Origin of the sequence: Sphingomonas sp. LR60 (genome assembly GCF_036855935.1) — a bacterium.
Classification (GTDB): Bacteria; Pseudomonadota; Alphaproteobacteria; order Sphingomonadales; family Sphingomonadaceae; genus Sphingomonas.
The window spans coordinates 506,157-524,847 of record NZ_JASPFK010000001.1 but is presented as its reverse complement, the minus strand read 5'-3'; the positions used below and the strand labels follow the sequence as shown (position 1 = coordinate 524,847).

Annotated in this window: 20 protein-coding genes; 8 read left to right on the top strand and 12 right to left on the bottom strand. The window is 66.5% G+C overall.

The features are described 5' to 3' along the window. Positions 1 to 7 precede the first annotated feature (7 nt). From QP166_RS02490 to lptG, 3 genes are all read left to right on the top strand, one after another. Positions 8 to 1,486 (top strand): ATP-binding protein, encoded by a 1,479-nt coding sequence (locus QP166_RS02490; RefSeq protein ID WP_333914476.1) that lies wholly within the window; start codon positions 8 to 10, stop codon positions 1,484 to 1,486. Positions 1,487 to 1,571: 85 nt separating this feature from the next. Further along, positions 1,572 to 2,771, top strand: coding sequence for an LPS export ABC transporter permease LptF (gene lptF, locus QP166_RS02485; RefSeq protein WP_333914475.1), 1,200 nt, complete (start codon positions 1,572 to 1,574; stop codon positions 2,769 to 2,771). Then, positions 2,768 to 3,862, top strand: coding sequence for an LPS export ABC transporter permease LptG (gene lptG, locus QP166_RS02480; protein WP_333914474.1), 1,095 nt, complete (start codon positions 2,768 to 2,770; stop codon positions 3,860 to 3,862). Before lptF ends, lptG begins: the two co-directional genes overlap by 4 nt. Positions 3,863 to 4,019: 157 nt before the next feature. On the opposite strand, the gene QP166_RS02475 is transcribed toward lptG, so the two are convergent. Beyond that, entirely contained in the window at positions 4,020 to 5,099 is a 1,080-nt protein-coding gene (locus QP166_RS02475; protein WP_333914473.1) for a fatty acid desaturase family protein, read from the bottom strand. 120 nt (positions 5,100 to 5,219) lie between these two features. Between QP166_RS02475 and QP166_RS02470 the strand changes: the two genes are divergently transcribed. Continuing rightward, a complete protein-coding gene (locus QP166_RS02470) occupies positions 5,220 to 6,371 on the top strand; it encodes an N-acetyltransferase (protein ID WP_333914472.1) in 1,152 nt (383 codons plus the stop codon). A 52-nt stretch (positions 6,372 to 6,423) separates the two neighbouring features. Here the strand turns inward: QP166_RS02470 and QP166_RS02465 are convergent, their stop codons facing one another. The 7 genes from QP166_RS02465 to QP166_RS02435 all read right to left on the bottom strand — a co-directional run bounded on the left by QP166_RS02465 (position 6,424) and on the right by QP166_RS02435 (position 13,351). Continuing rightward, complete coding sequence (locus QP166_RS02465; RefSeq protein ID WP_333914471.1) at positions 6,424 to 6,669, bottom strand: hypothetical protein; 246 nt, start codon at positions 6,667 to 6,669, stop codon at positions 6,424 to 6,426. Positions 6,670 to 6,824: 155 nt separating this feature from the next. Further along, on the bottom strand, positions 6,825 to 7,643 hold the full coding sequence (locus tag QP166_RS02460; protein ID WP_333914470.1) for a transporter: 819 nt from the start codon (positions 7,641 to 7,643) through the stop codon (positions 6,825 to 6,827). Further along, on the bottom strand, positions 7,625 to 8,395 hold the full coding sequence (xth, locus tag QP166_RS02455) for an exodeoxyribonuclease III (RefSeq protein ID WP_333914469.1): 771 nt from the start codon (positions 8,393 to 8,395) through the stop codon (positions 7,625 to 7,627). Before xth ends, QP166_RS02460 begins: the two co-directional genes overlap by 19 nt. 37 nt (positions 8,396 to 8,432) lie before the next feature. Continuing rightward, complete coding sequence (erpA, locus tag QP166_RS02450; protein ID WP_333914468.1) at positions 8,433 to 8,771, bottom strand: iron-sulfur cluster insertion protein ErpA; 339 nt, start codon at positions 8,769 to 8,771, stop codon at positions 8,433 to 8,435. Positions 8,772 to 8,941: 170 nt separating this feature from the next. After that, complete coding sequence (locus tag QP166_RS02445; protein ID WP_333914467.1) at positions 8,942 to 10,078, bottom strand: M23 family metallopeptidase; 1,137 nt, start codon at positions 10,076 to 10,078, stop codon at positions 8,942 to 8,944. A 202-nt stretch (positions 10,079 to 10,280) separates the two neighbouring features. Continuing rightward, positions 10,281 to 10,727 carry a peroxiredoxin gene (locus tag QP166_RS02440; protein ID WP_333914466.1) on the bottom strand — a complete coding sequence of 149 codons (447 nt, stop codon included), beginning with the start codon at positions 10,725 to 10,727 and terminating at the stop codon, positions 10,281 to 10,283. Next, positions 10,706 to 13,351, bottom strand: coding sequence for a bifunctional [glutamine synthetase] adenylyltransferase/[glutamine synthetase]-adenylyl-L-tyrosine phosphorylase (locus QP166_RS02435; RefSeq protein ID WP_333914465.1), 2,646 nt, complete (start codon positions 13,349 to 13,351; stop codon positions 10,706 to 10,708). The genes QP166_RS02440 and QP166_RS02435 overlap by 22 nt, the downstream gene beginning before the upstream one ends. Before the next feature lie 39 nt (positions 13,352 to 13,390). Between QP166_RS02435 and QP166_RS02430 the strand changes: the two genes are divergently transcribed. Next, a complete protein-coding gene (locus QP166_RS02430; protein ID WP_333914464.1) occupies positions 13,391 to 13,570 on the top strand; it encodes a hypothetical protein in 180 nt (59 codons plus the stop codon). 87 nt (positions 13,571 to 13,657) lie between these two features. On the opposite strand, the gene QP166_RS02425 is transcribed toward QP166_RS02430, so the two are convergent. The 3 genes from QP166_RS02425 to QP166_RS02415 form a co-directional block, all read right to left on the bottom strand. After that, the gene (locus QP166_RS02425; protein WP_333914463.1) at positions 13,658 to 14,305 is read right to left on the bottom strand and encodes a sigma-70 family RNA polymerase sigma factor; all 648 of its coding nucleotides are present in this window, start codon (positions 14,303 to 14,305) and stop codon (positions 13,658 to 13,660) included. Positions 14,306 to 14,408: 103 nt separating this feature from the next. Continuing rightward, a complete protein-coding gene (locus tag QP166_RS02420; RefSeq protein WP_333914462.1) occupies positions 14,409 to 14,546 on the bottom strand; it encodes a hypothetical protein in 138 nt (45 codons plus the stop codon). A gap of 86 nt (positions 14,547 to 14,632) precedes the next feature. After that, positions 14,633 to 15,427, bottom strand: a complete 795-nt coding sequence (locus tag QP166_RS02415) for a response regulator (protein ID WP_333914461.1) — start codon at positions 15,425 to 15,427, stop codon at positions 14,633 to 14,635. 265 nt (positions 15,428 to 15,692) lie between these two features. On the opposite strand from QP166_RS02415, the gene QP166_RS02410 reads away from it, so the two are divergent. The 3 genes from QP166_RS02410 to QP166_RS02400 all read left to right on the top strand — a co-directional run bounded on the left by QP166_RS02410 (position 15,693) and on the right by QP166_RS02400 (position 17,834). Continuing rightward, on the top strand, positions 15,693 to 15,851 hold the full coding sequence (locus tag QP166_RS02410) for a NepR family anti-sigma factor (RefSeq protein WP_333914460.1): 159 nt from the start codon (positions 15,693 to 15,695) through the stop codon (positions 15,849 to 15,851). Positions 15,852 to 15,910: 59 nt separating this feature from the next. Next, positions 15,911 to 17,449, top strand: coding sequence for a sensor histidine kinase (locus QP166_RS02405; RefSeq protein ID WP_333914459.1), 1,539 nt, complete (start codon positions 15,911 to 15,913; stop codon positions 17,447 to 17,449). Between the two features lie 250 nt (positions 17,450 to 17,699). Beyond that, positions 17,700 to 17,834, top strand: coding sequence for an entericidin A/B family lipoprotein (locus tag QP166_RS02400; protein WP_333914458.1), 135 nt, complete (start codon positions 17,700 to 17,702; stop codon positions 17,832 to 17,834). A gap of 86 nt (positions 17,835 to 17,920) precedes the next feature. On the opposite strand, the gene tatC is transcribed toward QP166_RS02400, so the two are convergent. Next, positions 17,921 to 18,691: a twin-arginine translocase subunit TatC gene (gene tatC, locus QP166_RS02395; RefSeq protein WP_443027236.1), complete on the bottom strand. Its 771-nt coding sequence runs from the start codon at positions 18,689 to 18,691 to the stop codon at positions 17,921 to 17,923.

Here is an 18,691-nt window from a genome sequence, read left to right as displayed (position 1 = left end):
CAGAGCGATGCGCTCACCCGCATCAACGATCTCGCTCGACGGTATCATCACCGACGAACGCCTGCTGCTGGAGATGCGCACCACGCAGGCGCGCGCCTCTGTGCGCCGCTCGACGACGATCGCCAAGGTGCTGGCGGTGTTCGGCGTGCTGCTGGTCGGTGGCGGCATCGCGATGGGCTGGGTGATGGTCGAAGCGCTCGCCGACCGCGCGATCGCCCGCGACGAGGCCGAGAGCGAACGGCTGCGCGCCGACGAGCTGGCCGAGGCGGTTGCGCGCGCGACCGAGGAATTGCGTGCGCAGGAGGCGCGACTGCGACAGGTGCAGAAGATGGAGGCGGTCGGGCAATTGACCGGCGGCATCGCGCACGACTTCAACAACATGCTCGCGGTGGTGCTGAGCGGTGTCGAACTCGCCGCGCGCCATTTGCCCGCGGGGGCGGACGAGGCGGCCCGGCATCTCGAAGGGGCGCGGGAGGGGGCGGACCGCGCCGCGGCGCTGACCGCACGCCTGCTCGCCTTCGCGCGCGAAACCGCGATCAACCCCGAACCGGTCGCGGCGGCGGCTTTGTTCGACGGGCTGAGCGATATGCTCAGCCGCTCACTGGGCGATGGCATGACGCTGGTGCTGGAGGACGACAGCGCCGGCTGGTGCGTGCGCGTCGATCGTGTCCAGCTCGAGAACACGCTCGTCAATCTCGCGGTCAATGCGCGCGATGCGATGGAGGGTCGCGGCACGCTGACGATCCGCGCGACGCGCGCCACGCTGCCGGGTAGCGATGCGGCCGGGCTGAGCGGCGACTTCCTCGCGCTGGCGGTCACCGACACCGGTTGCGGGATCGCGCCCGAGGTGCTCGACCGCGTGTTCGAGCCGTTCTTCACCACCAAGCCGCTCGGCAAGGGCACCGGCCTGGGGCTCAGCCAGACCTTCGCCTTCGCGCGTCAGATCGGCGGCGAGGTGACGATCGCGTCGCGCGTCGGCGAAGGCACTACCGTCACCTTGCTGCTGCCCCGCGACCAGCGGGGCGAGCAAGCCACCCGCCCGGTTTCTGCGCCCCTGCCGCTCGTCGCGCCCCAGCCTGCCGCACCGAGCCTTGGCAGCGGCCGCGCGATCCTCGTCGTCGAGGACGATCCACGCGTCCTCTCCGCGACGATTGAGGCGCTGACGGACCTCGGCCATCATCCCGTCGCCTGCGATGACGCGACGCAGGTCGGCGCGGTGCTCGACGAAATGGCGCACGTCGACCTGATCCTGTCCGACGTGCTCATGCCGTCGCTGACCGGCCCCGAGATGATCGCGACGCTGCCGCTCGCCTTCGCGCACGTCCCGGTGCTGTTCGTCACCGGCTTCGCAGGCGGGGCGAGCGGCGGCATCGCGCTCGGCGACCATCCGGTGCTCCGCAAGCCGTTCACGCTCGCCGCGCTCGACCGGGCGGTCGCCGCGGCCGTGGCGCAGGGCGGTGATCCGGCACCGCTCGCCGCGGAATGATCCAAATCGGCTACTGACGCGCCCGCCGACCCATCCTATAGCCGGTCGTCCCGTCTTCTCGCATTAAGGCAGCGCCGTCCCGCCCATGACCTCGATCGACCGCTACATGGCCCGGCTGATCGCGCTGCCGCTGTTCTCGACGTTGCTGATCTCGGCGATGCTGCTGATCCTCGACCGGATTCGGCGCCTCTTCGACTTCGTCGCCACGCAGGGCGGGCCGGTCAGCGTCGTGTGGAAGATGCTCGCCAATCTGCTTCCCGAATATCTCGGGCTCGGCATACCGATCGGGCTGATGCTCGGCGTGCTGCTCGCCTTCCGCCGCATCGCGACGTCGAGCGAGCTGGACGTGATGCGCGCGGTAGGGATGAGCTACGGCCGATTGCTGCGCGTGCCTTATTATTACGCGATCGTGCTGGCGGCGCTCAACATCGCGATCGTCGGCTATATCCAGCCGCAGGCGCGCTACGCCTATGAGCAACTGCGCTTCGAGCTGCGCACCGGCGCGCTCGGCGCGTCGATCAAGGTCGGCGAGTTCACGCACCTCGGCGATCGTATGACGCTCCGGATCGAGCGCAGCCAGGATCGTGGCCGCAAGCTTTCGGGCATCTTCGTCCACGCCGAATCGCCCAAGGGCGATTGGGTCGGCGTCACCGCTGCGACCGGACAGTTCCTTGCGACCGACGACCCCAACGTCATCATCTTCCGTCTGACCAACGGCACGCTGATCCACAACCGCCCGGATTTCACGACCCCTCGCACACTGACCTTCACCGCGCACGATCTGCCGATCAACCTGCCGCGCTTCGAAAGCTTCCGCACGCGCGGCGGCAAGAACCTCGAATATACGCTTCCCGAATTGGCGAAGCTCGGCCACGCGTCGACACGCAGCGAGGAGCAACGCGACGGCAGCCGCGCCGAATTTCACTTCCGCCTGGTCGAGGTCGCGTCGATGTTCCTGTTGCCCCTGCTCGCGGTCGCGCTTGGCGTGCCGCCGAAACGCTCCACCTCGGCGCTGGGCGTGTTCCTGTCGATCGTGATGGTGGTCACCTATCACAAGATCAACCAATATGCCGCCTCGCTGGGTGAGCGCGGCTCGGTCGATCCGGCCATCGCATTGTGGGTGCCGTTCGTGATCTTCGCTGTGTTGATCCTGTGGATGTATCACACGATCGCCAACGTGCCCGGCGGGCAGCCGATCGGCGCGCTGGAGCGGTTCTTCGGCAAGGCATGGGCGATGGTGGCACGCTACCTCCCCGGTCGCCGCCGCAAGGAGGCTCGCGCATGACCGCGCTCTTCCCGTCGCGCACTGTCGCGATCTACATGGCGCGATTGTTCCTGACGCGCACCTTCGGCATCCTGTTCGGGCTGGTGCTGGTGCTCCAGACGCTCGACCTGCTCAGCGAAAGCGGCCGTATCCTCGCCACCGCCGGCAACGGCGATGCGGAGGTGTGGCGCTACGTCTCGCTGCGCGCGCCGCAGCTGATCTCGACCTTCCTGCCCTTCTCGGTGCTGCTCGGCACGATCCTGACGCTCATCACCATGAACGCCAACAGCGAGGTGGTGGCCCTAAAGGCAGCCGGCCTGTCGGCGCATCAGGTGCTCGCGCCATTGGTGATCGCCAGCGTCGGCATCGCGTTGGTCACCTTCGCGTTCAACGACCGTATCGTCAGCCGCGCGACCGCCGAGCTGAGCGCGTGGCAGAAGGTGAATTACGGCACGATGCCGATCGACCGCGGCAACCGCAGCAACGTCTGGGTTCGCGCGGGCGACGATCTGATCCAGGCCGATGCGATCGGCGGGCGTGGTGCCGGCGCGCAGCTCGGCGGCGTCACGGTCTATGAGCGCAACCCGGACGGCGGGCTGCGCGGGCTCATCAACGCGCCGCGCGGTGTGCGCGACGGCGATGGCTGGCGGATCTGGCCGACGCGCCGCTTCGACGTCGCTTCCGGCAAGGTGACGCGGCTCGGCGCCACGATCGTCGGGCGCGGCGTGACGCCGGATCAGTTCACGCTCGCCAATGTCGACGGCGATGCCTTGTCTTTCGCCGGCCTGCGCGAGGCGATTGGCGATCTGGAAGAAGCCGGGCGTCCGACCAAGGCGCTGGAAGGCGTGCTGTGGCACAAATTGTCGGGGCCGCTGTCCTCGGTGCTGATGCCGCTGCTCGGCGCGGTCGCGGCGTTCGGGATCGCGCGTTCGGGCGCGCTGTTCATCCGCGCCGTGATCGGCATGGCGCTGGGCTTCGCCTATTTCGTCGCCGACAGTTTCGCGCTGGCGATGGGCAATCTCGGCGCCTACCCGCCGTTCCTCGCCGCCTGGGCGCCATTTCTGCTGTTCCTGCTGATCGGCGAAGCGGTGCTGTTGCGGACGGAAGAGTGAAGACGACTGCCCAGCCGAGACGCTGCGACGTTCTTTCGTCATTGCGAGCGTAGCGAAGCAATCCAGGGCCGGATCAGGACGCCCTGGATTGCTTCGCTACGCTCGCAATGACGATCTTTATCGGATCATCGCCTGAAGTGTGACGCCAGTCGAAGGCTCACCGCCCCCGAATAGTCGCCATCGTCAGCTTGCCGACCAACCCCGGCAGCCCGCGATAATTCGCCTTATAGTAAGGCGAGTCAGCCTCGAGCACGCCCGCCAGCCGCTGATGCGCTTTGCCGAGCGCATGGTACGGCACGCCCGGCAGCAGGTGGTGCAACGCGTGATACCGCAGCCCGATCGGCGCCCACAGCACCGGCAGCAACGCCGGCGGCGGTACGTTGACCGAATCGAGATACTGCGCGGTGACGGTCATCACCTCGCCCTCGTTCTCCCACAGATGCGCGACCAGCGTCCGCACCTGGTTGATAAGCGCTACGCCCGATCCGACCGCAAGGAAGATCAGAAATGCCCTGAGCGGCAGCACGCCCGCGACGGTCGACCCGATCAGCGCCAGCGCCCACACCGCCGTCGCGGCCTCAATGCGGTCCCACCGCACCTTCTCCTCGCCCTGCGGCATCCGGCGGCGAAACTGCGGATTGATCGACAGCGCCGAATAGCGCGACACCACCGCCGTCCGCAGCTTGGGCGACAGCACCGACAACGGCGCCAGCACGCCGAAGCGGATCAGCAACCCGATCGGTGCAAGCGCCGAGACGAGGATGAACACCGGCAACGTCCACGGCTTCATCAGAGCAAGCGGAAGATATTCGGGGTCCTCGGACGTGCCATAACGCGTCTTGGCATGGTGCAGATTGTGCACGCCCTCGTACATGAACGACGGGATCATCATCGGCACGCCGATCAGCGCATTCCACCCAGTCCGGAAACCGGGCAGCGATGCATGTTTCACATGCGTCAGCTCGTGGATCATGCTCATGCCGCGATACAGCGCGAGCACCGCCACCACGCCGGCGACGACCGCTAGCGCGGTCGAGCTGGCGGCGATCGCCACCGCCAGCGCACCATAACCGACCACCGACGAGCCGATCAGATCGGCCCAATAGATGCCGGCGCGCGGCTTGAGCAGGTCGCGGGTCAGCTCGGCCGCCGCCTTCAGCATCGCCTTGTCATCGACGATCGTCGGGCGCGATGAGCGCGCAGCCGCGGTCGCGCGATCGAGAGTGATGGTATTCATAGGCCTATCCATTGTCTGAACATAGTGGCGACAGCGTGACCGGAACAGGACCGTAGCACTCGCCATTCTGGATAATTGTTCACTCGCTATGATCGAGTGACCCGTTTACACGCCAGCAACATGGCTGAGCTTTCGATCACTCCCGTCCTGACCAAGACCGACCGCAAGGCGTTCGTCGACCTGCCGTTCCGTCTCTACAAGGACGATCCCTATTGGGTGCCGCCGCTCAAGAGCGAGGCGCTGGGGCTCATCACGCCGGAGAAGAACGGCTGGTTCAGCCACGCCAAGGCGCAGCTCTTCCTCGCCCGTCGCGACGGTCGCGTGGTCGGGCGCATCTCCGCGCATATCGACACGCTCGGGCTCGAAATGCCCGCCGAGCGCGGCTTCGGTCCCGGCTGCGGACAATGGGGCCTGATGGATGCCGAGGACGAAGGCATCTTCACGGAATTGCTCGCCACGGCCGAGGGATGGCTCCGCGAACAGGGCATGACCCGCGCGCTTGGTCCGGTCAGCATGTCGATCTGGGAAGAGCCCGGCCTGCTCATCCAGGGCTATCACCAGGCGCCGACCGTGATGATGGGGCACCACAAGCCCGAATATCGCGAGTGGATCGAACGTGCCGGCTACCTGCCGGTCAAGCAGCTCATCACCTATGAGCTGGACATCACGCAGGAATTCCCGCCGCTGGTTAAACGGATCATCCGCTCGGGCGATGCGAACAAGAGCATCGTCGTGCGCGAGGTCGACAAGCGCAAGTTCGAGGAAGAGGCCGCGATCATCCTCGACATCCTCAATGACGCATGGTCGGACAATTGGGGGTTCATTCCGCTCACCCCGCCCGAGATCAAGGACGTCGGGGTCAAGCTGAAGCCGATCGTGTTCAACGACCTGATCCGTATCGCCGAAATCGACGGTAAGCCGGTCGCGTTCATGATCACGCTCCCCGACCTCAACGAGGCGATCAAGCCGCTGAACGGGAACCTGCTCCCGTTCGGCTGGGCGAAGCTGCTCTTGTGGCTGCGCAAGCCGCGTGTGCGGACGATGCGCGTGCCGTTGATGGGTGTCCGCAAGGAACTGCAAAGCTCGCGGCTCGCCGGGCAATTGGCGTTCATGATGATCGAGGCGATCCGCAAGGCGTCGGTCGCCCGTTACGGCGCGACGCGCGGTGAGATCGGATGGGTGCTCGACGACAATCAGGGCATGAATTCGATCGCGACCGCGATCGATAGCCGCGTCAACAAGGTCTATCAGGTCTACGAACGGACGTTCTGATCCGCTGCGGCGGATCGCCGGCCAGCGCCGGAGACCCGCCGGGGGTCGGCGATCACAGGTTCGCCGGAACGATGACGCCCATCTGCTTCCAGGCATCGCGGGTCTTGCAGACGCGCGACAGCAATCGCGAACCGGTCACCTCGGTCTTGTAGCAGTAACGCGTGTTGGCGTTGCGGGTCGGCACGGACTGTTCGGTTGCGGGAGCAGCAGGCTCCGCACTCGGGGCCGCCTTGGGGGCCGCATAGGCCGGTGCGATGGCGAAGAGGCTGGCGATCACGGCGGTGGCGATGGTCTTCATGGCGGGTCTCCCTGCCCCGTTGATCGGGGACGCAGGACACATTGCACCCATCGTGCCAATTCAGAATTTGGCGGTTTTCCGCACTTTTTCGATCATGACGAGTGTGTTACACAGGTAAAGCGCACCAACTTTCGGCGCAGGTTGCCGATTACCGGTCAGAACACCAGAGCGCCACCCAGCGCGATCCGCGCATCGGGCGCATCATGGTTGAGCCCGGCCACCGCCAGGACGTCCAGCTGCGTCCGTTTGGTCAGCTTCCACGCCACCGATGCGGCCGCGAGCGTCCGCACGACATGCTGCGCCGGGTCCTGATCGCGCTCGACCGACACTTCGGCATTGGCGGTCACGCTGTCGGTCAGCGCATAGCCGACGCCGAACACGCCGGTCGCATCGAAATGCCGTCCGCGACCGTCCTCGTCGACCGCCGCGGCCAATTGCCCGGTGAAGTCGATGCTCCATTTCTTGTTGATCCGCCAGAATACCGGCAGCACCGTTCCCGCAGACCAGTCGCCCTCGCCGATCCCACTCCGCCCGACCGGCAGCGTGACATAGGGCTGCACCGCCGTCGACAGCTTCTTGCCGTCGGGATGGCTCAGCGCACGCCGCCAGCCCAGCGTCACGTCGCCCGCGCCGGTCTGCCGCATGACGTCGCCGCTGGCCTTGTCGCGTGACCGCAGCGTGCCGAGCGGCGTCCACGCGATCTGCGCCTCGCTATTGCTGGTCAGGCCGATCCGCGCGGTCACCTCGCTGCGAATGAGATCCTCGCGCGTCTCGCCATCGTCATCGCGCTGCCAATCGAAACCCGACAGCTCGACCTGCACCTGCCCGGGCAAGGTCGTGCACCCGCTCGCCCCCAGCGACGGTCGATTGGGGCAGAAGCGCACCGCAGGCGCATCCTGCGCCGCCGCAGCCGACGATATCGTCATCAGCAGCGCCACCGCGCTCCATTTCAGCGTCACCGCAACCGCACCCATGTCGGCGCATGGTCGCTGGCCTTCTCACGCCCGCGATGCGCCTTGTCGACGCCCGCATCCGCCAGCCGGTCGGCGACCGCCGGGCTCAGCAATAGATGATCGATGCGGAATCCTGCGTCGCGCTGCCACGCACCCGCCTGATAATCCCAGAAAGTCCAAATCCCACCCTTGGGATTGCGCGTCCGCAGCGCGTCGGTCCAGCCCTGCGCCAGCAACGCACGATAGCCATGCCGGCTCTCGGGCTGCATCAGCGCGTCCGATGCCATCGCCTTGACCGAGAACGTATCGTCGTCATTCGGGATGACGTTGTAATCGCCCGCCAAAATCACCGGCAGCTCCTCGGCGAGCAACGCACGCGCGCGATCCTGCAACCGCCCGATCCAGCGCAGCTTATAGTCGAACTTCGGCCCGGGCAGCGGATTGCCATTCGGCAGATAGATCGATGCGATCACCAGCCCGAACACCGAACATTCGAGATAGCGGCTATGCTCGTCCTCGGGCTCGCCCACCAACCCGCGTTGCCGCTCGACCGGATCGACCCCGCGCGCGAGCACCGCGACGCCGTTGAAGCCTTTCTGGCCATGCCAGGCGGCGCCATAGCCCGCCGCGCGGATATCGGCCTCGGGGAAGGTATCGTCACTCGACTTCAGCTCCTGGAGGCAGACCACATCGGGCTGCTCCTCGGCGAGATACTCGAGCAGACGCGGAAGCCGCGCCTTGATGCCGTTGACGTTGTAGGTGACGATCTTCACGCGTGCCGGTCTAAACCCGGTCCGCGCACTTGTCTAACTACACGGAAAAGCTCGTCCCGCACCCACAGCCGCTCGCGGCATTAGGGTTCTCGACCTTGAACGACGCGCCACCCAGCGATTCGACATAGTCGACACTCGCCCCGCGTACGAGGTCGAGGCTCATGTCGTCGACCACCAGCCGCACACCGTCGGTCTCGGCGATCAGGTCGGCAGGTTCCGGTGCATCGGCAAAGCCGAAGCGATACTGAAATCCCGAACATCCCCCGCCTTCGACCGACAGCCGCAGGATCGCGGGTTTGTTCTGGCGCGCGGCAATCGCCGCGACGCGCGCGGCGGCGGCAGGGGTCAGAACGATATCGGGTGCGAGCGTGGCCATGGCGTCAAGATAGGCGCAGCCGCCGCAAACGGAAAGGGCCACCCCGCGCGATGCGTGACGGCCCTTCAATCATGATGCAAGAGACGCTCGAGAAACCGAAGGACCCTCCCCTTCCTCGTCACCCCGGACTTGATCCGGGATGACAGCTTGAGGATGGAAGTCGTCCCGCCTCAGTCCTGCGGCACCGGCCCGGTCGTCGACACCGGGATCTGCCCGACCGCACGATCCTGCGCGGCCATCAGATAATCGGCGGTGGTCAGGAACGGCACCGGGTTCACCGCATGGCCGTCGATCCGCACCTCATAATGAAGGTGCGGGCCGGTCGAGCGGCCCGTCGATCCCATCAGCGCGATCAGCTGCCCGCGCTTCACGCGGGTATTGTCGCCGACGATGATCTTCGACAGGTGGCCGTAACGGGTCGCGATGCCCTTGCCGTGGTTGATCTCGACCATGTTGCCATAACCACCCTGGCGGCCGGCGTGGCTGACGACGCCGTCGGCGGTGGCATAAATCGGCGTGCCGCTCGGACCCGGAATGTCGACCCCGGCGTGCATCGCGGCGGTGCCGCGGAACGGGTCGGCGCGGATGCCGAAGTTGCTGGTGAACTGCAGCTTCTGCACCGGCTGCACCGACGGGATCGCGATCACGCCCTGCTCGAGCCGGTCGAGCTTCTTCCACGTCATGAACAGCGAGCGGAACTGCTGGTCGGCGGCCAGATCGGCGCGCGCCTCGGTGCTGTTCGCCTCGACCAGCGGGCCGCCCATCGCCGAACCGGCCTTGGCGACGCGGCTCGGTGCGATCCCGCGCTGGCGAAGTTGCTGCGCGGTGGCGGCATAGCGATCGAGCAACTGCTGCTCGGCAACCTGCGCGAGCGCCACCTGCTGGCGCTCGACCTTCAGGAACGGGCGGATCGTCTCGGCGGCGACGCGCGTCGCCTGCGGATCGACCGCGAGCGTCGCCAGCGCCATCCGGCGTGCATCGCCCTGTCCAGTCAGCGCCGCGGTCAGCAGCTCCTGCCGCTGCTCGATCCGTGCGGCGTGTTGCTGCGCGGCGGTACGGATCGTCGCGACGCGCGCCTGCATCCGCTCGACCTTATGCTCCATCGCCTGCATTCGCTGCGCCTGCGCGGCGGCGGTGGGCGTCAGTCCCGCGGCCTCGGCGACCTGCGTCGAGGCTTGGAGCGCGCCGTAGCCGGCGAATCCGAGCAGAAGTGCGGCGCCCCCGCGCAGCAGCGCCGGTCGTCCGGCGATCACGGCGTTCAGGCGAGCAAGCGGCCGCCCGGCCGGCAAAGAAGCGGTGTCGGTCATCGAACCCCAGATCAAGACTGCGACCAGTGCGACACGCGCCGGTCTTCCCCTTTTCCGTGTCCGCCCGCGAAAGAACCGCTGCAGCGAACGCAAAGGTTTGTGCGCGGCGAAAGGTTAAACACGCAAGAGCGTTGGCCGCCGCGCGCGCTCAAGCGCCGGAGTCATGCGCCGAGTCGTTGTAAGAAGCGGCAGTTTGCCTGACTTACAGACTCTTTGCGGCGTCCAGTACCGCTGCCGCATGGCCCGGCACTTTCACTTTGCGCCACGCCTGCACCAGTTGCGCGTCGCGATCGAACAGGAATGTCGCGCGCTCGATTCCCATGTACGTCTTGCCGTAAAGCTGCTTTTCGCCCCACACGCCGAACGCCTCGGTAACGCTCCCGTTCAGGTCGCTGGCGAGCGTGACGGTCAGCGCATGCTTGTCGCGGAACTTGGCATGCTTCGCGACAGTATCGCGCGAAACGCCGAGCACCGTCACGCCGGCGGCGGCGAAGTCATCGGTCAAAGAGGAGAAATCCTGCGCCTCGCGCGTGCAGCCCGGCGTATCGTCCTTGGGGTAGAAATACACGACCAGCGGGCGTGGCAGGTCGTGCAGCCGCAACGGCACGCCGTCCACGCCGGTAGCGGTCACGTCGGGGAGGGTTTCCATGCGATGCTCTCCTGCCAGCTTGCCGCGACGCTCTCGCGCACCGTCGCCAGCGTGGCAAGCACCGTGTCCCAATCGGGCAGCATCACCGCGCGCGCGATCAGCGCGCGCGTCGCCGCGGCGGCCGGCTCCTGCGCGTCGGGGGCGATCAGCCGCACCGTGACCAGCAGCCGCCCGAGCAAATCGTAAGCCGCGCGAAGCTCGGGCGGGTACGCGCCGGCCGCGATCAACGCATCGATCGCCTTGCCGAGGTCGGGCGTGAACGCGATGCGGCGCGTCAATTGCGCGACGTGCACCGCAAACTCCAGATCGACCAGCCCGCCCGGCAACAGCTTGGCGTCGAGCGGTCCTTGCGGCGGCTTGTGCTGCGCCATCTCGGCGCGCATCGTTGCGGCGTCGGCGGCGATATCGTGTTCCGCGCGCTCGCCCTCCAGCACGCGCGCGACGATCGCCTCGACCTCGGCACGCGCAACCGCGCCGCCGTAGATCGCGCGCGCACGGGTCAGCGCCATATGCTCCCATGTCCACGCCTCTTCGCGCTGATATCGCGCGAAAGAATCGACGCTCACCACCAGCGGCCCCTGCGCGCCGGAAGGCCGCAACCGCGTATCAACCTGATAGAGCGGCCCCGCGGCGGTCGGCACCGACAAGGCCGCGGTCACGCGTTGCGCCAATCGCGTGAAGTACAGCGTCGCGCCGAGCGGCTTCGCGCCATCCGAGTCAGCGGTGAAGTCGCCGGTAAACAGATAGATCACGTCGAGGTCCGAAGCATGGGTCAGCGCAGCGCCACCCAGCCGCCCGAGCGCGAGGATCACCAGTTCGCCGCCGGGCACGCGACCATGCGCCTCCTCGAACGCCGCGACCGTCGCGTCGGTCAGCACCGCGACCGCCGCCTCGGCGACCCGCGCATAGCCCGCCGCGACCTCCAGCGGATCGGCGCGCCCCGCCACGATCTGCGCGCCCAAGGCGAACTGCCGGTCGCCGACGATCCGCCGCACATGATCGAGCACCGCCTGATAATCCGCGCCGTGCTCGGTCGCGCGCATCTGCGCCATCAGCGCGGGAACGTCGCCGACCGGATCGAAGGCGCTCGCATCGATCAACCCGTCGAGCAGGTCGGGCCGCCGCGCCAGCGCCTCGGCAAGCGTCGGGGCATGGCTCAGGATTTCGCCGAGCAGCGTCGCCAGCGCCGGCCGCGCCTCCAGCAATCGGAAGATATTGATCGCGCTCGGCAATCGTTCCAGCAAGCGGTCGAGCCGGTTGAGCGCGGTCAGCGGCACCGGCGATTGCGCCAGCGCCTCGACCAACCCCGGCAACACCGCTTCCAGCGCGCTCTGCGCCGCACCGCTGCGCAACGCCGGATAGCGTGCCTCGCGCCACGCGACGATCCGCCGCGCCGCATCGTCGGTCTCCGCGAAACCGACCTCGGCGAGATAGTCGGCCAGCCGCGCGGCATCGTGCGGGACCGCCGCGACCGGCGCGGGAGCGAGCCGATCGAAGGTCGCCGCGACACGTTCGACATGCGGTCGCAACAAATCGAGCAACGCTGCGCCGTTCACCAGCCCGTGCAGCCGGGCGACCCGGTCCAGCCCCTCGCCAGTCGGCAAGGCATGGGTTTGCCGATCATCGATCATCTGAATGCGATGCTCGATCGTGCGCAGCAACGTATAAGCCTCGGACAGCGCATGCGCATCCGCCGCATCGATCCGCCCCGCCGCCGCGAGCGCGGCCAGCGCATCGCGCGTCGCCGGCGCACGCAACGCTGGGTCGCGCCCGCCATGAATCAGTTGGTGGATCTGCGCGAAGAACTCGATCTCGCGAATGCCGCCACGCCCGCGCTTCAGGTCATAGCCGGGGCCGAACGCCTGCCCCTGCGCATGATGGTCGCGAATGCGCCGCGTGATGTCGAGGATTTCGCCGACCGCGCCGAAGTCGAGGCTGCGGCGCCAGATGAACGGGCGGATCGTGTCAAGGAATCGCTGGCCCAGGTCACGGTCGCCCGCCGCCACGCGCGCCCGGATGAACGCGGCGCGCTCCCATGGCAGCGCCTGCGATTCATAATAAGCAATCGCCGCATCGATCGGGATGACGATCGGCGTCGCCTCGGGGGACGGTCGCAGGCGCAGATCGACGCGCAGCACATAACCGTCCGCATCGCGCGTCTGCAAAAGCTCGAGCACCCGCCGCCCGATCCGGACCGCAGCATCCGCGACATCCTCGCGCGCCCGGTGCGGCAGGGTGCGCGGATCGTAGATGAGGATCGGATCGATATCCGACGAGTAATTGAGTTCGCGACTCCCCTGCTTGCCCAGCGCGATCGCGACGAAGCCGCACGGCGCTGCATCGGGTGTCCGCTCGACGATCGCGGCTTCGATCGCGCGATCGAGCGCGGAATCCGCAAAATCGGTCAGCGCGGCGGTCACACCGGTCAGGTCGAGCGCGCCCGCCAGATCGCCCTCCGCGACCCGCAACGCCACTTGTCGCCGCTCCAGGCGCAGCCGTTTGCCGACCGGCAAATCGTCGGCTGCCAGCCCTGCGGCCGTCACCGCCTCGCGCGCGATCAGTCCGTCCAGAAATGGCGCAAAGCGAGCGGCGCGCGTCCGCGCCTCGGCGACGGCATCTGTCATACGCCCGCAACCTTACCGCAAAACCGACGTTGCGACACCATGGTTCACGAAGCGTCCTCTGACGGCATTCCGCCACATGGCGCCTATGTGGTGCGCGATCCGCATGTCGCGGACGCGCTCACGACGCCCCTTCGCGCGGCGTTCCGCCGGGAGACGAAGTTGCCGTGTGAGATCGAGGCGTGTCTCGATCAACTGCGCCGCGTGCGTTTCCGCGGCTGATCCACCCCGCGCTAAACATGGCAAAACAATCCAGAGCGTTCTACTACCACCCCTTGGATTGCTTCACTTCGCGATAAAGGCTGACGGTTAGGCGTCGCGATCCCGGCTGAGTTCGTCGACCTCGCTCATGATCGAGTCGAGCGTCGACCGCTCGCTATCGACCTCATGGTCACGCCGCGATGACAGCGCACTGCCGGCCATCAACGCTTCGAGCGCGACCCGACCGCGCGCGACGCGGCTCTTGATCGTTCCGACCGCGACGCCGCAGATTTCCGCAGCCTCTTCATAGGCGAACCCGCCCGCGCCCACCAGGATCAGCGCTTCACGCTGCGGCTGCGGCAGGTGCAGCAACGCGCGTTGCATATCTGCAAGTTCGACATGCTTGTCCTGGCTTGCGGGAGCGGCGAGGACGCGATCGGCGACCAGATCGTCCCACTCGCCCTTGAAGCGTGCACGGCGCATCTGGCTCAGGAACAGGTTGCGCAGGATGATGAAGGTCCAGGCGCGCATGTTCGTTCCGGCCTGGAAGCGCTTGCGCGCCGCCCATGCCTTCAACAACGTCTCTTGCACCAGGTCGTCCGCCAGATCGCGGTTGCCCGACAGCGAGCGCCCGAAGGCGCGCAGATGCGGGATCACCAGCGCCAACTGCTTCTTGAACTCCGGATCGGAGAGCGCGACGTGCTCGACGGGTGCCGTTTCCGGCGCGTCGTCTGCGAGCGTATTGGATTGGGTCATGCCGCTCCGTTGTGCTGGATCAGTGCCGATCTGGCGCCCGTCCGAGCCGTCAAGATAGGTAGCGTCCGGCCGGTTGGCCAGCCCGCGGATCAACATCTACGCGTCAGGACAGCAAGATAGCGGCGAAGATCGCGATCACCAGCAGCAGCGACGCTGCCAGGATGTACCGCGTCATGCCGGGCGTGCTGCCCGCACGTGCCTCGTCGGTTTCGAGGTGAATGCGTTCGTTTTCGTCAGCCATAGGCGATGTAACCCCCAAAAACCGTTTTGGGTCCGTATCGAGCACGGACCCGCAACATGGTGCACGATCGCCGGCAGCGCAGGCGATCAGGCTGGAACTGTGCTTTCGTCAAAGAACAGCGCCTGGCTGATCGCGGCCTTCACCGTCGATCGCTGGAACGGCTTGGTGATGAGGAAGGTCGGCTCCGGCCGCTCACCCGTCAGCAGGCGTTCCGGGAAGGCGGTGATGAAGATCACCGGCACGTTGAACTCGGCCAGGATGTCCTTCACCGCATCGATCCCCGAACTGTCGTCGGCGAGCTGGATGTCGGCGAGCACCAGGCCGGGACGGTCCTCCATCGCCAGCGCCACCGCTTCGTCGCGCGTTACCGCCACGCCAGTCACCTCATGGCCGAGATCACGGACGATCGACTCGATATCCATCGCGATGATCGGCTCGTCCTCGATGATGAGCACGCGCGCACGCGTCTGCTTCTCGATCTCGGCCAGCGCCTCGGCGACCAGCGCGTCGACCTCCGCAGGCTCGACCTCGATCAGATAGGCCGCGTCTTCCGGCGTGAAGCCCTCCATCGCGGTCAGCAGCAACGCCTGCCGCGACAGCGGGGTCATCCGCGACAGACGTGCGCGGGCGACGGCTTCCTGATCCTCGGCCGGCGATTCGTCGGCGGTTTCGTCGAAATTCGCCGAGTTCCAGATCGCCTGGAACGTCCGGTACAGCCCTAGCCGCGGATCCACATCCCGCGGGAATTCTTCAGGCGCAGCCACGATCGCTTCCAGCGTGGCGCGCACATACCGGTCACCCTGCGCCTGGCTGCCCGTCAGCGCACGACCATAGCGGCGCAGGAACGGAAGGTGCGGCGCGAGTTGTTGTCCGAGCGACATGTGTAGTAAACCCTCCCTGCGACGCGGCTCACGCCGCCGTCGCCGATACCCAATTTCACGTGGACGCTACAACAGGTCGCAGATGAAGCCCCCGACCGGCGAATTTCGTCGCACCCCCGTGGAACCAACGACGTCGCGTTTGGTTTCATCGGCCATACGTGCATTACGCGCTTGTCCGGTTGGGGCGTTCGTCCGACGAACGTCCTGCGGTGCTGTGTTGGCCCGTCTGGGGTACCGATGGTCGGATTGTCTTAGGGGGTTTACGTTGACGTCGGATAGGGAAGCGCTGGAAACGCCGAAAAAAGGCACTGCGGCACAATCGAAGAACCGCGACATGGGCTCGGCATTGCGCTCCGTCTACCAGAAGACCGTGGAGGAAGCGGTGCCCGACGATCTGCTCTCGCTGCTCGGCAAGCTAGACTGAGGCACTGTGGCGACCACCCCCGCGATTGACGCCCCCGGCCCGCCGCGGGGCGTTTCGACATGATTTCGCGCTGGCCGACCGGGGCCAAACTGTTCCTGATCCTCAGTGTCGCGCTGCTGCCGCTGGCGTTGATCGCGATCTTCGCGACACTGCGCGTGACCCAGATCGCCGATACCGAACTGCGCTCGCATCTGCGGGTCGCAGGGTCGGAGTCGAGTCGGGCGATCGCCATCGAGCTGGTCGGCGACATGACCGCGCTGCGCGTTGCGGTCGACGCACTGACCGCCGACCGCGGCGACGCGCCGAGCTGCGCGCGTGCGCAAGGCGTCTTCGCGCAACAGTCCGCCGCCGGCACCAGCTTCGTCATCCTCGATCGCCGCGGCCGCGCGATCTGTGGAGAACCCTTCCCCGGTGCGGCGGCCTTCGCGCGCCAATCCCCGACGGACGCGGTCAGCGCACGCATCGTGGAAAAGCGCGGCGTGATGCTCCGCTTTGCGGGGCGCAACGACGGACTTACCGCCGCCGCCTATTTCCCGGCGCCCTTCCTCGCGCAGATCAGCCGACCCAGCGGATTCGCGCCCGATTACGGCCTGTCGCTCGCGCTGGGTGACGAACGACTCGAACTCGATCCGCTCACCCGCGAGAGTGCGCTGGAACGACGCGAGACGATCCGCAGCGACCTCGGCGTCGCTGGGCTCGCATTGGAGATGCAGGTCCGCAGCGCGCCGATCGGATCGCCCTTGCTGATCGCGCTGACCCTGCCGCTGCTGATGTGGGCGGCGGCGGCAGCGATCAGCTGGTTCGTGGTCGACCGGCTCCTGATCGCACCGCTGCGCGCGTTGCGCGGCAGCATTGCCGCCTATGCGCCGGGCGACCATCCCGATCCGGCGATGCTGCGCGCGTTGCCGGCGCAGGAGATTCGCGACCTCGGCGATACGTTCCGCGCGCTCAGCCGGACCGTCGCGATCCACGAGGCCGGGTTGGCCGAAGGATTGATGCGGCAGACCAAGCTGACCCGCGAGGTTCATCACCGCGTGAAGAACAATTTGCAGGTGATCTCCAGCCTCATCAACTTCCACGCCCGCGGCGCACGCAGCGTCGAGGCGACGCAGGCTTATGCCTCGATCCAGCGGCGCGTCGACGCGCTCGCGGTCGTTCACCGTTACCATTATGCGGAGATGGAGGAGAACCGCGGCGTCGGCCTGCGTGCGGTGCTCGGCGAACTCGCGTCGAGCATTCGCGCGACCGCGCCGGAGGGAACCCGCGTCGGCATCGTCCTCGACATCTATCCCTATTTCGTGACGCAGGATGTCGCGGTTGCGGTCGCCTTCCTGGTGACCGAACTCGTCGAGCTGGCGATGACCTGCAACAGCGAGGCGCAGGTGCGGATCACGCTCAAGCCGCTCGACGATCCGCAACGTGCGCTGCTCCGGCTCTCGTCGCGCGCGCTGGTCGATACCGATCATCTCCGCGAAGGGCTCCAGCATCGCTATGGCCGCGTGATCGAGGGCTTGACCCGGCAATTGCGCTCGACCTTGCAGCACGACCCACTCACCGGCGCCTACGACATCGCGATCGCGGTCGTAGGCCGAGAATAACGTTGTAAAATAATTCTGCGATTGCGGCTGCGGCGCGGAACCCCGCCCTGCCGGCGTCGTTCTCACCTTCGGATAGCGACTATACGCCCCCCGCTTTCGTTATCCAAGACATGGGCCCGAAAGCATCCACCCTCCCCCCGGTGATGCTTTCGGGCCTTATTCTTGAGCCCATTCGCGTCCCGTTCGCTCCAGCCATGGAACGAAGCTTAGTGACGGGCATTGTCCGCAGTGGAATTAGGGAGACCGTTAAATGCGTAAGGTTCTGACTGTCGCAGTGCTCGCGGGCGCGGTACTGGTATCGGCATGCAACACCGTCGGCGGCGTCGGCAAGGACGTGTCGTCGGCAGGTGATGCCGTGGCAGGAGCTGCGGACAAGCATAAGTAACTTACGTCACAAAAAGCAGAAAAAGGGCGGTTCGTCTGTGACGAGCCGCCCTTTTTCTGTCTGTAAGCATCTAGGAAGCCTTGGCGTTACTCCGCGCTCGCCGCAGCCACTTCTTCGCGAGCACGCTTGCGCTCGGTAAACCAGATCCCGATGATCGCGGCTTCGTAGAGGATCACCAGCGGGATCGCGAGCAGCAGCTGCGACCCCACATCCGGCGGCGTCAGCACCGCGGCGATCGCGAAGGCCCCAACGATCGCATAACGCCGCGCGCCGATCAGCTGCTTGCGCGTCACGATCCCCGCGCGCTCGAGGAGCATCAGCAGGACGGGTAGCAGAAACGCCGCGCCGAACCCGAACAGGAACTGCATGATGAAGCTGAGATAATAGCCCATCGCCGGCAACGCCTGCTGATGCACGCCGCCCACGGTGCCCGAAAAACCAAGCAGGAAGTGCAGCGCCATCGGGATGGCGACATAATAGGCCATCGATGCGCCGAGCAGGAAGAGCAACGGCGTCGCAAGCAGGAACGGGAGCAGCGCGCGGCGCTCCTTCCGGTAGAGCCCCGGCGCGACGAACTGCCACAATTGCATCGCGATGATCGGGAAGGAGATCATCATCGCAGCGAAGAACGCGACCTTCACCTGGACGAAGAACGCCTCGAAAAGCTGCGTGTAGATGAGCGTCTTTTGACCGGCGCTCAGCAGCGGCTGGACGAGGAACGCGAAAATATCTTCCGCGAAATACCAGCAGACGAAGAACGACAGCAGGACGGCGACGATGCAATAGAGCAGCCGCCTGCGCAGTTCGAGCAGATGGTCGAGCAGCGGCGCGCGCGAGTCTTCCAGTTCGTCGACGAT

Excerpts from the sequence above, each read along its gene's own strand:
- QP166_RS02420 (WP_333914462.1), bottom strand. The coding sequence starts at position 14,546 with ATGGCTGACGAAAACGAACGCATTCACCTCGAAACCGACGAGGCACGT.
- QP166_RS02475 (WP_333914473.1), bottom strand. The coding sequence starts at position 5,099 with ATGAATACCATCACTCTCGATCGCGCGACCGCGGCTGCGCGCTCATCG.
- QP166_RS02425 (WP_333914463.1), bottom strand. The coding sequence starts at position 14,305 with ATGACCCAATCCAATACGCTCGCAGACGACGCGCCGGAAACGGCACCC.
- QP166_RS02405 (WP_333914459.1), top strand. The coding sequence starts at position 15,911 with ATGATTTCGCGCTGGCCGACCGGGGCCAAACTGTTCCTGATCCTCAGT.
- QP166_RS02435 (WP_333914465.1), bottom strand. The coding sequence starts at position 13,351 with ATGACAGATGCCGTCGCCGAGGCGCGGACGCGCGCCGCTCGCTTTGCG.
- QP166_RS02415 (WP_333914461.1), bottom strand. The coding sequence starts at position 15,427 with ATGTCGCTCGGACAACAACTCGCGCCGCACCTTCCGTTCCTGCGCCGC.
- QP166_RS02460 (WP_333914470.1), bottom strand. The coding sequence starts at position 7,643 with ATGGGTGCGGTTGCGGTGACGCTGAAATGGAGCGCGGTGGCGCTGCTG.
- QP166_RS02445 (WP_333914467.1), bottom strand. The coding sequence starts at position 10,078 with ATGACCGACACCGCTTCTTTGCCGGCCGGGCGGCCGCTTGCTCGCCTG.
- QP166_RS02490 (WP_333914476.1), top strand. The coding sequence starts at position 8 with ATGCGCTCACCCGCATCAACGATCTCGCTCGACGGTATCATCACCGAC.
- QP166_RS02465 (WP_333914471.1), bottom strand. The coding sequence starts at position 6,669 with ATGAAGACCATCGCCACCGCCGTGATCGCCAGCCTCTTCGCCATCGCA.
- QP166_RS02470 (WP_333914472.1), top strand. The coding sequence starts at position 5,220 with ATGGCTGAGCTTTCGATCACTCCCGTCCTGACCAAGACCGACCGCAAG.
- QP166_RS02430 (WP_333914464.1), top strand. The coding sequence starts at position 13,391 with ATGGTTCACGAAGCGTCCTCTGACGGCATTCCGCCACATGGCGCCTAT.
- erpA (WP_333914468.1), bottom strand. The coding sequence starts at position 8,771 with ATGGCCACGCTCGCACCCGATATCGTTCTGACCCCTGCCGCCGCCGCG.
- QP166_RS02440 (WP_333914466.1), bottom strand. The coding sequence starts at position 10,727 with ATGGAAACCCTCCCCGACGTGACCGCTACCGGCGTGGACGGCGTGCCG.
- lptF (WP_333914475.1), top strand. The coding sequence starts at position 1,572 with ATGACCTCGATCGACCGCTACATGGCCCGGCTGATCGCGCTGCCGCTG.
- lptG (WP_333914474.1), top strand. The coding sequence starts at position 2,768 with ATGACCGCGCTCTTCCCGTCGCGCACTGTCGCGATCTACATGGCGCGA.
- QP166_RS02400 (WP_333914458.1), top strand. The coding sequence starts at position 17,700 with ATGCGTAAGGTTCTGACTGTCGCAGTGCTCGCGGGCGCGGTACTGGTA.